This window comes from Pirellulales bacterium, assembly GCA_036490175.1.
Lineage (GTDB): Bacteria > Planctomycetota > Planctomycetia > Pirellulales > JACPPG01 > JACPPG01.
This window is the reverse complement of the sequence record DASXEJ010000376.1, coordinates 1-13,222: the sequence shown is the minus strand read 5'-3', so window position 1 is coordinate 13,222 and position 13,222 is coordinate 1. Positions and strand designations below refer to the sequence as shown.

Here is a 13,222-nt window from a genome sequence, read left to right as displayed (position 1 = left end):
GTGGGCAGAACGCTTGCCAGGAAATCAGCGGATTTGATCGACCATAGTCAACAGATGGAAGTGTCGAGCGTAGGCCACCCGCGCGAAAATAGGCGCAATTTCGTCGAGAGGGAGCGGTTTTCGTGGGAGCAACACGTCCTCGCGGGCGCAGCCGAGAAATCAAAATCGACGGCGCGAAGTATGCGCTGCTCGTCGAACGACGCGGCCATAGATTTCATGGCTCCTGGGCGTGCCACATCTGCGAGAAGGATAGTGATGCTACCCTGCAGAGCATGACCGCCGAAGACGCCTTTGCCAGGGCCAAAAGATCCGTCTTAAGCCACCACAGTCGGTTCCATTCAGGGGACGGCATGTGCAGCTGATTCCGGAGCCGTGCGTTCGCACGGTTTCCAAGGTTGGGGATGAACATAGCTAAGCTGAGCGCCCAAGAGTAGCGAGAGAATTAACGACCGCGCAATCTGCAGCGGCAATACCGCAGCTAGAAATTGTTGCGTTGCGCGGATAGGCAAGGGAATGAATCCCTTTTGGCTCAGCCCTGGCCAACACGTAATCCCCGGCAGTGCCACCGTGGAGTGGCTCGTTGCGGGATTCAATCGCAACATTCAACGGCCGATGCACTCACTCGAGCGAGAGACACGGCCCGTTTGGGTGGTTCAGATACCACCCTTTCTCGGACCACCTTTTGACCGCGTCCGAGAATCAATGCGTCCGATACCGCCGCTGCCAAATTCTTTTCCCAGAATTCGTGTCGAAGTAGGACGCTCGCCGAGACATACTTATATTGTCTGCCACAGGACTTCCCCCTGACAGGTCGATTATCCAGCATCCCCCCGATTGGCGTACCCAGTCGAGGATCCGAGTTCCAACAGTGCATGAAATTGCCAAGCTCATTCTGGAGCACGCGGAAACGCTCTGGGAACGGAGCGAGGCCATCAGCAAGGCACTCTATCTCGGCATGCCGCTCAATGAGATCGAAGAGTATCTCGACTGGCTGGAAATGCTCCGCCGTGGGGAAGTTAAGCCGGACGATGACAAGAAGTCACCGAACGGGTAACGGGTTGGTGCGACCGCGCGGAGGATCCTTGCGAATGCAAGCATGCACGCACTAATGCCCTCGCGGTTTTGCGTCACGTCGGCACCTACCCTGTCCCGCAGGCCACACGACGATGGGGCTTGGGATGATTTTCCGGTGCCGGTCGTTGCGGATCCACGGCGTCGGCATGCAAGGGGGCGGATTCGCCGGCTGGTAGTTCAAGACTATTGAGCGTAAAAGCAGCCGATCTGCCTCGGCGGCCCCTCACGAACCGACAGCAAGGCGAAATCTCGTGCAACGGTGCCGCTGCCGGGATAGACTGCAACCTCGACGATCTGTGTTCGCCGGCGGGACTCCTCGCGGTACACAGAGCAGCAGCCAGGTCGAAGTCGCAGCCAGTTCCGCGCTTTCTTGCGCAGAGGCGAATATGGGTAGTGACGCCAGCGATACCAATCTCGACATGTCGCACTCCGAATTGCGGTTGAGTGAATTGTTGCTGGAGTACGAGGCCTCGTTGGCGGCCGACCCGCATTGCCCGGCGCCCACTCCCCCCTTGGGACTCGATCCGCACCTTGCCGACCAATGGCGCCGTGGGTGCGCCTTGCTCCGCCAATTGAGTCGCACGTTCGCATCGGCTGTGCCCGCTGCGGACGCCTCTGTGACGAATTCGAATAGCCTGGATTTGCGCACCTTGGCCGCGCAAGTCGGCGATGGATACAAGGGACCAGAGATCGGTACTGCGCGTTCCGTCGCGCGGCGGAGCTTCGCTTCGACAGAAACGCCAACCACGATATGCGTAGACGAGACCAAGCCTGCGGAAATCCCTCGTCATATTGGCCGGTATTCTATTTGGCGCGTTGCCGGGCGCGGTGGAATTGGCGTCGTATATCGGGCTTTCGATCCTCTGCTGGGGCGCATGGTCGCGCTCAAGGTCCCGCGCCCCGAAACCCTTTCTAACGCCGATCTGCGGCGCAGATTTCTTCGCGAGGCCGAAGTCGCCGGAAGACTTTGCCACCCGGGAATTGTCACGGTATTCGAGGTACGAGGTGATGATTCCTGCTGCTATATCGCCACCGAGTATTGCGAAGGACCGACGTTAGCCGCTTGGCTACGCAATCGGGCAGAGCCATTGGCACCGCGTGAGTCGGCCGAGCTTGTGTCGGCGCTGGCTGCGGCTGTGCAGCACGCGCATAGTCGCGGTGTATTGCACCGCGACATCAAGCCCACCAACGTGATGTTGGAGTTTTCGACCACGTCCCGTGATCAACGTGATTCCGTTGCGGGGCCCGCGCGCCTGGTGCCCAAACTGGGCGACTTCGGCATGGCCAAGCTGCAGGAGCAATGCGGAGAGGAAACCCGGTATGGCACGGTCATAGGCACGCCGGAGTATATGTCGCCGGAGCAGGCGCAGGGACGCGTGGAGGATCTCGACGCGACAACCGACGTGTATGCGTTGGGGGCACTGCTTTACCGGTTACTAACGGGCCGGCCACCATTTCAGGGCGCTACCGACGCCGCCACCCTGCATCGCGTGGTCTACGAAGAGCCGCTGGCGCCACGCCGCGTGCGTCGGGATATACCGCCAGATTTGGAAGCGATTTGCTTGAAGTGCCTGGGTAAGCTTCCCAACGAGCGTTATGCCACGGCCCACGAGTTGGCCAAGGATCTTGGACATTTCCTCGCGGGGCAGGCCACGATCGCCCGCCCATTGCGACCTTGGCAACGACTCGCCAAGTGGGGCCGACGGCGACCCGCCGTTGCGGCGCTGACCGGCACGTTGACGCTGTTGCTGTTTTCGTTGCTCGCCATCGCATTGGGCTACAACCGGCAGCTGCTACTATCCCACCAGCGCGAGGCCATCGCGCTTGCCGAGTTGCAACTGCAGGCCGACATCAATCATCGCGCGCTGTGGGCTGCCGATTTGGCAAAGGCTTGGGAGGATATGCAAAAGAATCGCGGGGCGGCCGTGCGCCAGTTCTTTCGCAATTACGCGTCGTCGAGCGATAAACCGCTTCGTGAGACTTTCGCGAGCAGGCTGCTACAGCGTCACTTTGATGCCGGGGATCAAATCCTGTACCACCACGACGGCCCGGTCTACGCGGCCGAGTTTTCGCGCGATGGACGATCCATTGCCAGCGCCGGCGCGGACGGTCAGATTCGGATATGCGATCTCGCCAGCCGCAACGTGCTACGAGTGCCTCGCACGGGTTCGGCCCATAGCAACGAAATCAACTGCCTGGCGTTTTCGCACAACGGTCTATTGCTGGCATCCGGCGGAGATGATGGCCACGTACGAATTTGGGATAGTCGTACCGGGGAATTAATCGGGGACATGTCGGGCGACGGTCGGGAAAAGTTAGACATTTGCGATGTCGCGTTTTCTCCGGACGACGGGATGCTGGCGTTCGCTTGCTTCGATGGCAAAGTCCACCTACGCGATACGAAAGATTGGCAGGAGTTATCGACCTCGCCCTTGCTCCACCCGTCTGGCGTGCTCGACATTTCGTTTAACGGCGACGGACGCCAGCTGGCAACGGTTTGCGAGGATCGACACATTCGGGTCTGGCAAATTCCTGCGGGCACGGTCGAGCGTGACTTGGGAATGAATCCAACAAAGTGCGTGGTAGCAACATTTGCACACCATGGTCCTTTGCTGGCTTCGGCGGATCAGCAGCCCGCGGCGATTGGCTTATGGGACGTGGCCGTAGGAAAACGGGTTAGCAGTCTGCCTTTCGGCATCCGCTGGATCCATGCGCTCGACTTCTCGCACGATGACCATTGGCTGGCGTTTTCTAACAAGGACGGCGTCGTCGGACTCTTCGATTTAGTGCGCGAGCGGTTTGGCCCCACTTTGTTTACCAACGCAGATTGTTTATGGACTGTGCGTTTATCTCCCCTTAACAACGACTTTCTGTTGGGCGGCGGCGATGGCAGCGTGCGATTGATGAATTTCGATCGGGTAACGTCGCGACAAAGTGAGCGAACTTTTGGGGTGCCCATTGCCGGCATTGCGTTTCCCGCAAAGCAGGACGCGGTGGTAGTACGCCTGGCTGACGGGACGGTACAGCTGTGGAATCAGGCGATGACGAAAGTCCGACATCAACTGCAAACGCAACCGGTGCGCGACCAGCAAGACTTGCTGGCCCTAGCGCCGCGAGGGACGTTGGCCGCGACGGTGTGTGACGATCCATGCCAGATTGACATCGTGGACACGACGAGCGGCCAGGTGCTGCGGAAGCTGGAGGGAGCTGCAGCAGAGGTGATGAGCCTTGGTTTTGCGCCGGACGGCACGCGTTTGGCGACGGGGCATCGCGGCGGTGAATTGCGTCTGTGGGATATCGCGACTGGCCAGACGGTGGCGACCGTAGCCACCGGGCAAATCTCGCTTTATTCCGTCGGCTTTGCATCGAATGGTCGCCAAATCGCCACCGCGGGGGCCAATCAATTACGCTTGTGGGATGCAGAAACGCTCGTGTCGACGGCAGATCCTGTGGTGCTGGTCGGAGAAGCGTACCGATTGGCCTTCCAACCGGGCGGAGCGCTGATTGCCGCTAACGACGCAGACGATTTGTTACTCTGGAATTCGCAGACACTAGACCTGCGACGGCTGCCGGCGCACGATGCAGAAATCAGCACGATTGCCTTCTCGCCCAAAGGTCAGATGCTGGTGACAGGGGGCAAAGACGGGGCACTTTGGCTGTGGGACTTGTTGACACAGCGAAAAATTGCCGCACTCGTTAGCGGAGATGGAACAGTCTCCTGCGCGGCGTTTTCCGCTGACGGCCAGATGTTAGGGGCGGCAGTCACGGCCGAACACCGACCATCATACGTCCGACTCTGGAATCTTGGTCACACGGATCGAAGCGGCGAATCATCGGCAACCGCAATCGAGCCATTGCCTGAAGATCGCCCTGCTGCGGCAGACCGACGATAAGGCGTCGGAGCGTACGCCGATCTGGCAGATGCTACACACTCGTTTGCGAACGGTTTTCCTGCTGCAGAAGTTCGCCGGCCGCGGCCTGAGTGAGTCGCATCACATGCAACTCGGTCCCGTCAGGTTCACCCGACTCTCCGTGGATGCGGATGATCGCGCTACAGAAGTCAAATATTTCTTGCGCGCGTTCGATCCGCCGCTGCGGATCGAGCCAGGTGTAGTTGGTGATGCGATTTGCCATATTCTCGATTCCCAGGACGGATTTCGAAACGGAAGCTGAGCGCATAATCGCCCTATAAACATTCCCGCCTGGTCGGGTTGCGATTCGCGCCGCTGAGCTGGACGACGTTTACGACCGCCGCGAGTCGTTCCCTGCCGCGCGTGGCCGTCCGCCTGAAGGCCACTACGACGACTCAGCCCAAGCACATCTTACGGATCCGGGAGTATCGCATTCCCACGAACCGTATCCCTGCACGATTCTGAAGGTAGCTTAATCCATGCTCCATATGTCTTGGGTCGCCCGAACACTAATCCTGACACGGCACGTAACAATTCTCAAATAGAAGAGGTGATGGCTGTTCCGTGGGCTGATCTCGTCCACTTCTCGGGCAGAAAGAATGTCGTGACCATGAATTTGCCGTTGAAGGCCGTGCCACAACACATCCCCTTTTAGTAACCAGGACCCGAGCTTTGTCAGGACCATTGCCGCAGCGGCGTATGAGGAGGAAGGCTATTGCTTAGACACGCTTGAGCGACAATCCACCAACCAGCGAGTCCACGCCGAAGGGGCGCGGGCTGAGAAGGCCAGGCCGCACCCTTTCGCGGACCGGCAAGGCAAGAGAATATTGGCGCACTTGCAGAAATTGGCCGTCAGTCTGCTGCTTGTCGTGGCCTGCCTCTGCGCGCCGTCGCCGTCGGTCTTGGCCGGCCTCGCGACGACCGCCGACGAGTTGCTGGTCTACGATGCGAATCAAAATGTCGTGGACCAAGCCAGCGGCACTACCATCGACGACTTAATTCAACCAGGCATTCAAGACACCAGCACGCCCGGCAATGCGAACCTGCCTTTGCTGCTGATCGAACCGGGACAGAACTTCCAACCGACGCGCCCCGTACCTGTGGTGCTGGCACAACTCGACCTGCTCATTCAGGCTGGGCTGCTGGTCCATAATGTGGTGGGAGTCGATCAAGCCACGGGTAATCTGGGCTTTTGGTCCGACGCCGACGCGAGCAATCCTACGGACGTGCTTGCGGCTTTTCAGGCCTTCGGTATTGGTGGAGTTTACAACACAGTGCTGGTGGAAGTGCTGCCAACTGCTCCCGTCGATATAAGCGCTTACGTGAACCTACCGCTCAGCGCCAGCTTCCTTTCTGATGGTGGCGTACCAGAAGCGTCTACGTTTGCCATGTGGCTGCTAATCGGGGCTGGTGCGTTGGCATTCGGCAAGTGGCGGCAAAAACACATGGCCCGCCGCGCCTCGGCGACTGCCGACTGTTGAGCGCTGCAATCGTATCCGCACCTTGCGTCAGCTAGCAGTACCACAATCGGATTGATGTTGTCCCGATCCGAGCGCGTTGGTACCGTACCTACCCATTTCTGGGGGGACGCTTAACGGGGCTTTCTCGGGTTTCTTCGGCGAAGAGTGATTCACTCGCGGCGGAGTAAGTATCGATGGGCAAGTGCCCGCGGTTATTCGTGATCGGCTTTGTGGCGTTGTATTGTTCGACGGCGCGCGCCGACGACAATGTCGCGATCAGCAACGGGCCGCTTGAGCGCTACACGGCATCACTCCCGGAAATGCGCGCGGCCGACTCAGCGCGTATCCAGGCACAGGTTGTCGCCGATTCTCCCGACGACGAATTGGATGTCATGTCGCCGGATCAATCCAGATTGCCAAAGCGGCAAACGCAACAAAATGAATTCCTCGCCGTCTCGAGCGAACGGCCCGCATCGATGGGCGTTGTGCCGGAGTTGCCTGTGGTCCCGCGACTGATCACTTCGACTTGGTATACGCGATTCGAATATATGGATTGGAGCGTGAATCGTCACAACATTGACCAGGCACCGCTATACACCGTGGGATATGAACGGCGAGTGGGAAGAGAACGATTTCGCGCCGAGCTGTTTGGCACCCAGTTCGCTTCCAGCGTGCTCTTTCTACCATCAAACCGATACGCAACGACTACGGATTATCTCGGAGGCCGAACTGAATATGACTTGATCTTCAATTCCGTGGGAACGTCGCGGTTTGTGTTCTTTGGTGGCGTCGGGTCGCGATTCTGGCTGCGGACTCGGAGTCAGTTTTTGGCTGGCAGGGTTATGTACGATGACTTTCAGCGTACGTGGGCCACGTTTTATCCCTATGTAGGAATCGAGACGCGGCATGACGAGACGCGCGCTGTGGAAACTTACGGTCGGGCGCGGATCGGACTCTTGGCCATTACCTACGAACACCTAACGGGATGGGACAGAACTTACTTTCCGGGTCCCGGCGTGACAGGCCAAACGGAATGGGGAATTCGCGGCGAGCGGCTGTCTCTTGCGGCCTACTTCGAGGCTTTTGCCTTTCCAAAAACCAACGGACCTGCAATCAGCTTGTCCTCTAACATGCTGTTAACGATCGGCTTGAAAGCTGGATACAGCTTCTGATGTTGGCGTGCCGATCGGATTGCGGCGTCGGCGCAAGAATGGCGAGTGTGACGCACCGCAATGCATCCTTTCTCGCTCGGCGACGGAAAGGTTATCGGGGACGAGTGCGCGAAACTTAGGGAATCGGCTCACGAACAATTGTTCCGCGACAGTTCTCTGGTCCCGTCACCGGATTGATTCGTGCCGGCGCCCGATCGGCTAGCCCGAAGGCCCGCTCCGCCTCGATTTCACCGTACGGGTAGTCCGTGGTGAGTACGTGCGCGCCGCCGGCTAGAGCCCGTTCGCGCCTCGCGCTCTCGAGATTCCCCTGCGAATCGGCGCGGGTTCGAATGAAGTAACCCTGCCGAGCCAAGCTATCGATTTCGGCGTCATAGGGATCGTTGCGGATCAGCACAGCGGAATGCGGCTGAGCGAGGTCCGATTCGACGAACATCGCCCGGCCTTCAAGCACAGGGTGTCCATCAAGGTAAGCAGCACGATTCGGGCCCCGCTCGTGCAGGATCACGAACACCTGACCGGCCACCTTGCTTAGCGTCGGCCAATTATCTGCGTGCACGGCCTCCCACAGAGTTTTGTGCTGACCACGCACGTCGTCCGGCGTCAGGATCATCTCGGGCGAGAAGACTTCGCGGATCTCCTCGTCGAGCTTTGCCAGGTCCTGCGGCTGAGGTCGGCGGTAGGATCGGCTAAGCTTGAAACCCTCTTCCTTGAGCTCCAACAGGACCGAGATCGGTATATGCCGTGGATGGCTCTCCGACCATTTGCGAATAACCCGCAGCGCCTCGGAAAACGTTGGAACGGTCGTCCCAGCATCGAAGATGGGCACGTGCATGACCTGCCATCCCTTATCGGAAAGGTTTAGGTCTAGCTCGAAGCTGCGTACTCCCTGATCGAGTTGCTGGTCGAGAGGTTGTCGCGAGTAGTCCCACTCCTTCGCATCCTTGTGCTGGGCGATCGCGGCCTTCAGCAAAGCTGCCGGGGGACGCAAATGGTAGCTGTTGTGGGTGCCGATGACTTGAATCTGGTTGAGCCTCAAACTCATTGCGGCGGGCTCCTGCGCCGGAAGTAGCGAAGCTTCCAGTACTAATCCAAAAGAAAGCAGACAGCCAAGAGTGCGCATCATGTGGATCCTGAGCGAGATTTTGAGCGATTGAAGCAAGGTCCGCCGAGAACACCGCTCACCGTCGAGTTGTTCGGGTGAACGGACGAGACGATTATTGCCCGGCAGACCCACAGAGTCCAACGCTACAAGAGGTTCCCGGTAAGCGGACTGTTGGGCCGGCTTTAGATAGGACCCGCATGTGCGCCAAACACCCGGTGACATGGTGGAAAGCTGCAAACGATGCAGCCCAAGTATGTTCTCAGGGGAGTTGGGCATTGCGAGGCGACCACGGCAACGTACACCGCTACGTTCGCTGCATGGCATTGTGGTGATTCACCTTTCTCATTGTCGTCACGTTTGTGCTGCGTTGTTCTTGGTGCGCGGCATATCGCCAGCCGGTATCGACGATCAGCGCCAGCTGCACAAGGACACATACTTGTGCGGCCCATTGCCAGTAGTGGACGCGGCTTGGTCGTTTCCTCAGCCAGACGACAAACGATCCCACCACACAAAGCAATAGCCCCACGGTGGCGAAAAAGTAGGGCATGCTGGCGACTCCCGAAGCATGCCGAAGCGACTTGGCACCAGATGCCAACAGGCCGGTGTCCCACATCCCGGCGGACATGGCGCCTGCCCCTAGCAAACCAAAGAACAGCCCCGCGCCCACGATGGCGCCGGTCAGGGCATGCCCAACTAGAGACCCCTCCAAGTATGAAGACGGGCACGACCCATACGAACATCAATCCGGAAACTGCCAAAGGCGAATCGCTAACATCGGGCTCAATGAGCCAGGCCAATACGCACATTCCAATTATGAAGAGGCGGTCTGCGCGGGCCAGTGTGAAGTCCGGGACAATGGCTCGGCTCAACCAGGAATCGTGCCGGCCGACCTGCTGCTGATCGTCGGGCGGTAGCCCCTCGTTCACAGACGTCGGCGGCGTACTTACGGGCAGGCTGCTGTCGGTCGCGGGCCGTGACTCGGCGACGCACGTAGATTGATGGCCTGGCTCCGCTTCGGCAAGCTCGCTGCGCAAGGCGAGCGAAAGACGGAACAGTTGATCGAGAGCTTTGTTAGCGCCGGCTTCTCCATTCTTGCCGGCTGCTTTGAGGGCTTCGGTGGGATCGTTGAGGAGCTGTTCCGCGGCCGCCCGACGTTCCGTTTTCATCTTGCAATCCTCGTGCTGCCGTCGCGGCCTCGATGGGCCTCGAGTCGTGAGAAAGTAGTTCCTGCATCCGCAGCGATCGCCCTGGCGACGCCTGACACGGAAAGGGTTGGAAAATGCGCTGCGCCCTTGATCCCTTATCCAACGGGGCGTCTCGGCCGCGCCAAAACTATAGGTCGCAGCTGGCCGGGCAGGCCGTGTGGAAAGCACAGACGATAGGGTCGCCAGTTGGGGGAGGAACGTGATAGTCTGGCATTTCGGCCGTGGCCTGGCACTGCGACGTGCAGTGATATTAGCTGAACTTCCTCACGACAGTGTCGCGCAAAAAAAGGCCGCCCCAAAGGACGGCCTGAAAGAGCGACAGGAAATTGTAGAGCGCTTGTGCCTTAGACGGCTTGTCGCCTGCGGGCGACGACGACTCCGACCGCGCCCAATAGCGACCACACCACAAACGTCGACGCCTCGGGGACGGTGCTTGCACTGGGGGTCGACAAGCTGCTGGCGGTAACCAAAGGCTGCAACCAAATGGGACTGCTTGGGTCGCCGCTAAAGGTACTGATCCAGATCGCATGATTCAACGGAGCGCTCTGCCCCGCCAGCGCCGCGATATCGGCATTGTAGGCGTTGGTCACGCCCTGCGACGAGGTATTCGAATTGTTGGGATCGTACGGCACCAGGGCAAAATTCGAACCGTAGATCTGCTGCCAAATTGCGGCTTGCAGACCCAACTGAGCGTCATGCGCGGCCTGCGGATCCGAAAGGTCCGTCGCGGCGAGTGCAATATTGTCGACCAGCCAGGCGATTTGCGCGGCGCCATTCAGCAGATTACCGTCCACGATACCAGCGTCGGAAAGTGTCGCCTCGTCACTGCTCGGAACGATGATCTCTTTTACGATATCGAGACAGTACAAGAAGGGAACTGGAACACCGTCTATCGATCCGTTGTTCGGCGGAAGGCCGATATCTCCGCCGGCGTTGGAAGTGGGCGAATCAAATACGCCCGCTAGGGTGATATAAAGTCCACCATTCTGGTAACCGCTGCCGGTATCGAGCGTGACTACATCGCCGTAGGCAGGTATTCCCATTGCCCCAAGCGCAACGGCCACAAACGCATACGTGGATAGAACCCTATTCATAGTCCCTCACCTGTTCGCGTAGAAAGAATCAGCCATTATTAATTTTGATTTGACCGCCGCTCGCTGAATCCTGACAGCCGTTCTTGCCAAAGTTTGGCACAACACAGAAAAAGGTCGGCTGGAGTACCTATGAACCGGCAGTGCTATGCACATTTACGCCGGCGTCGTACACCGTAGGCAGTCCCGCAGAGAGCCAGCAACGACCAGGCGCCCAACGAAGCCGGCTCGGGGACAACACCGCTCCCCGCAGTGGCACTGCCCAAGGTAATGTTGTCGAATCCAATGAAGTTTGCCGAACCTGAGAAGACGACGGATTGTGCGGTGCCACTGAAGAGCACACCGACCGGCACCCAGACGTTGTACGGATCCGCCGTCTGCCCCAACGATAAGCTCGACAGCAGCGTGCCCGTGCCATCGAGACCTGAGTAAACCGCAACCGATCCAGGCTGCGCCGCCGAGTAATAGAAAGAGAACCCCGTGTCGAAGCCGGCTGCCACATCCATGACATCTCCCGTGCCATTCAAAAAGAAGGCGATCGAGTCGCCAGACGGGGCGTTCGAGAAATTACCTGTTCCCCCGTCGGCAGCGTCAATAACCGCCAACGAATCGGAACCGAACGTAATGCCATAGTTAGGGCCTGGACCGCTGCCGTCGCCACCGAATCCCCCGTTGTAGTAATTATCGATCGGCTCCAGGTTTTGCAGCCCTTCAAACGTTAGAACCTGGGCGCCGGCCATCGAGCTCAGGCAAACCAAACACGCCAGCGCCAATAAGCATTGCGCGCTGATCGTCATATGAGCCATCCCCCCGAACAGCGAAGATAACGTGGATCTCTTCATCGGAAGTCCTCGATTTAATAAGCCCGGGGTCAAATCTTACATTGCACTCTATTTTACGTGTTTTGTGTATTTCGCCCGCTGCATCCACATTACTGACAGACGGGTTTGTGACTTTATCAAAACGGCGCTCCCGGTTTGGGGAAATCCCGGCGCAAAATCACTTGCTATTCGATTGCTGTAGCGTCGGTCCAGACGCAGGGCCAATGGTCGACGGCCCGTCGGCCACATACCGGCGCGGGCCAATTAGGGACAACGCGTTCGGCACGTCATCGTCGTGATCACCGACGATGACTCTCCCGGAACGCGGAGAGCTGTGACGAGATTGGACCTTCGGCTGCGGCCACGCGATGCGCGTTCACTCCCTCTGCGGCGCTCGCCGACTGGCGTGCCAAGGATGCAGCCACCGATGCGGCAAAAAGTTCGACGCTATCAGCGTCCAATGGCCCAGCGACCGACTGGATGATGGCGCGATCAATCAATGGCTGTTGCATCGCAACATTCGCACCTAGTGCGCCGGAGTCTGGCAGAGAGGATGGCGTCACGGCCGCTAAAACGACGCCATGTCCTACACCGTTCACACTGGCTGGCAAAGTCGATAGCCACGCCGACGCGACGGTATTTACATCGAGTCCGTTGACCGTGGCATCTCCGTTGAAATCGGCGGCCAATCCGCTGCCGGTTTGCATGAAGTCGGAACCTGCTAGATTGATATCGAGTCCGTTGACAACGCCATCACCATTGGCGTCTCCTGGCAAGACATCGATGTCGAACAGAAAGTCTCCGCCAGCGACGCCATTTCCCGAGGGGTACTGGCTCACGGCGTTGTTCCATTCGCCATCGAGCGATTGGCCACGACTATCAGTAATCGCCCCGGCGCCACTGGAATGTAGATCAACAACTAGTCGATCTGCCCGGATGGGCGCCGTGAGCGTCCACGTGGCCGTAAATGTCGCCGCATCATAGCTGAAGGAACTGAATGAGTAATTACCGACGTTCACTCCGCTGAGCACCAGGCTGTTCTGCTGCACGTTGACGTTTTCGTTAAACACGATCCTTATTTGGTTCAAGCCATTCCACGGCAACGTCTGCAGTTGCGCCGACGACCCAACCGGGACGGTGTAGCCCAAGCTCCCCAAGCCACTGGATTTAAGAGCGTTCAGGAAATCCGGCGACCAGGATGTGCCATCTACAATGACGCTAGTAACTTTCGGAGTGACGTTTACTGTAAATGTGCTTGTGCCGCTCGATGCCCCCATGGCGCCGATTGTGTCGAAGGCTTGAACGTTCCATTGGTAAGAGTCACCGCCATTGAGCGGAGTGCTTGGGGTGTAGCTGTTGGTGGCCACCGACAGATTGTTGGCAATC

10 protein-coding genes are annotated in these 13,222 nt (G+C 58.6%); 4 read left to right on the top strand and 6 right to left on the bottom strand.

The features are described from left to right. Nucleotides 1-868: 868 nt before the first annotated feature. Together VGG64_28655 and VGG64_28650 are read left to right on the top strand one after the other, a co-directional pair. Nucleotides 869-1,054, top strand: a complete 186-nt coding sequence (locus VGG64_28655; protein ID HEY1603606.1) for a hypothetical protein — start codon at nt 869-871, stop codon at nt 1,052-1,054. A 406-nt stretch (nt 1,055-1,460) separates the two neighbouring features. Then, nucleotides 1,461-4,967, top strand: coding sequence for a protein kinase (locus VGG64_28650; GenBank protein HEY1603605.1), 3,507 nt, complete (start codon nt 1,461-1,463; stop codon nt 4,965-4,967). Between the two features lie 31 nt (nt 4,968-4,998). Here VGG64_28650 and VGG64_28645 read toward each other — a convergent pair whose 3' ends face one another. Then, the gene (locus VGG64_28645) at nt 4,999-5,208 is read right to left on the bottom strand and encodes a hypothetical protein (protein ID HEY1603604.1); all 210 of its coding nucleotides are present in this window, start codon (nt 5,206-5,208) and stop codon (nt 4,999-5,001) included. A 604-nt stretch (nt 5,209-5,812) separates the two neighbouring features. On the opposite strand from VGG64_28645, the gene VGG64_28640 reads away from it, so the two are divergent. After that, the gene (locus VGG64_28640; protein HEY1603603.1) at nt 5,813-6,466 is read left to right on the top strand and encodes a hypothetical protein; all 654 of its coding nucleotides are present in this window, start codon (nt 5,813-5,815) and stop codon (nt 6,464-6,466) included. 173 nt (nt 6,467-6,639) lie between these two features. Next, nucleotides 6,640-7,617, top strand: a complete 978-nt coding sequence (locus tag VGG64_28635; protein ID HEY1603602.1) for a hypothetical protein — start codon at nt 6,640-6,642, stop codon at nt 7,615-7,617. Between the two features lie 115 nt (nt 7,618-7,732). Here VGG64_28635 and VGG64_28630 read toward each other — a convergent pair whose 3' ends face one another. The 5 genes from VGG64_28630 to VGG64_28610 all read right to left on the bottom strand — a co-directional run. After that, nucleotides 7,733-8,659, bottom strand: coding sequence for a Ca2+-dependent phosphoinositide-specific phospholipase C (locus tag VGG64_28630; GenBank protein ID HEY1603601.1), 927 nt, complete (start codon nt 8,657-8,659; stop codon nt 7,733-7,735). A 364-nt stretch (nt 8,660-9,023) separates the two neighbouring features. Continuing rightward, nucleotides 9,024-9,344 carry a hypothetical protein gene (locus VGG64_28625; GenBank protein HEY1603600.1) on the bottom strand — a complete coding sequence of 107 codons (321 nt, stop codon included), beginning with the start codon at nt 9,342-9,344 and terminating at the stop codon, nt 9,024-9,026. Between the two features lie 924 nt (nt 9,345-10,268). Beyond that, nucleotides 10,269-11,018, bottom strand: coding sequence for a hypothetical protein (locus VGG64_28620; GenBank protein HEY1603599.1), 750 nt, complete (start codon nt 11,016-11,018; stop codon nt 10,269-10,271). Nucleotides 11,019-11,161: 143 nt separating this feature from the next. Beyond that, nucleotides 11,162-11,857: a hypothetical protein gene (locus VGG64_28615; protein ID HEY1603598.1), complete on the bottom strand. Its 696-nt coding sequence runs from the start codon at nt 11,855-11,857 to the stop codon at nt 11,162-11,164. A 278-nt stretch (nt 11,858-12,135) separates the two neighbouring features. Continuing rightward, the coding region (locus VGG64_28610) for a hypothetical protein (GenBank protein ID HEY1603597.1) at nt 12,136-13,222 on the bottom strand (1,087 nt) is incomplete at its 5' end.

Excerpts from the sequence above, each read along its gene's own strand:
- VGG64_28635 (HEY1603602.1), top strand. The coding sequence starts at position 6,640 with ATGGGCAAGTGCCCGCGGTTATTCGTGATCGGCTTTGTGGCGTTGTAT.
- VGG64_28625 (HEY1603600.1), bottom strand. The coding sequence starts at position 9,344 with ATGTCCGCCGGGATGTGGGACACCGGCCTGTTGGCATCTGGTGCCAAG.
- VGG64_28615 (HEY1603598.1), bottom strand. The coding sequence starts at position 11,857 with ATGAAGAGATCCACGTTATCTTCGCTGTTCGGGGGGATGGCTCATATG.
- VGG64_28620 (HEY1603599.1), bottom strand. The coding sequence starts at position 11,018 with ATGAATAGGGTTCTATCCACGTATGCGTTTGTGGCCGTTGCGCTTGGG.
- VGG64_28645 (HEY1603604.1), bottom strand. The coding sequence starts at position 5,208 with ATGGCAAATCGCATCACCAACTACACCTGGCTCGATCCGCAGCGGCGG.
- VGG64_28650 (HEY1603605.1), top strand. The coding sequence starts at position 1,461 with ATGGGTAGTGACGCCAGCGATACCAATCTCGACATGTCGCACTCCGAA.
- VGG64_28630 (HEY1603601.1), bottom strand. The coding sequence starts at position 8,659 with ATGAGTTTGAGGCTCAACCAGATTCAAGTCATCGGCACCCACAACAGC.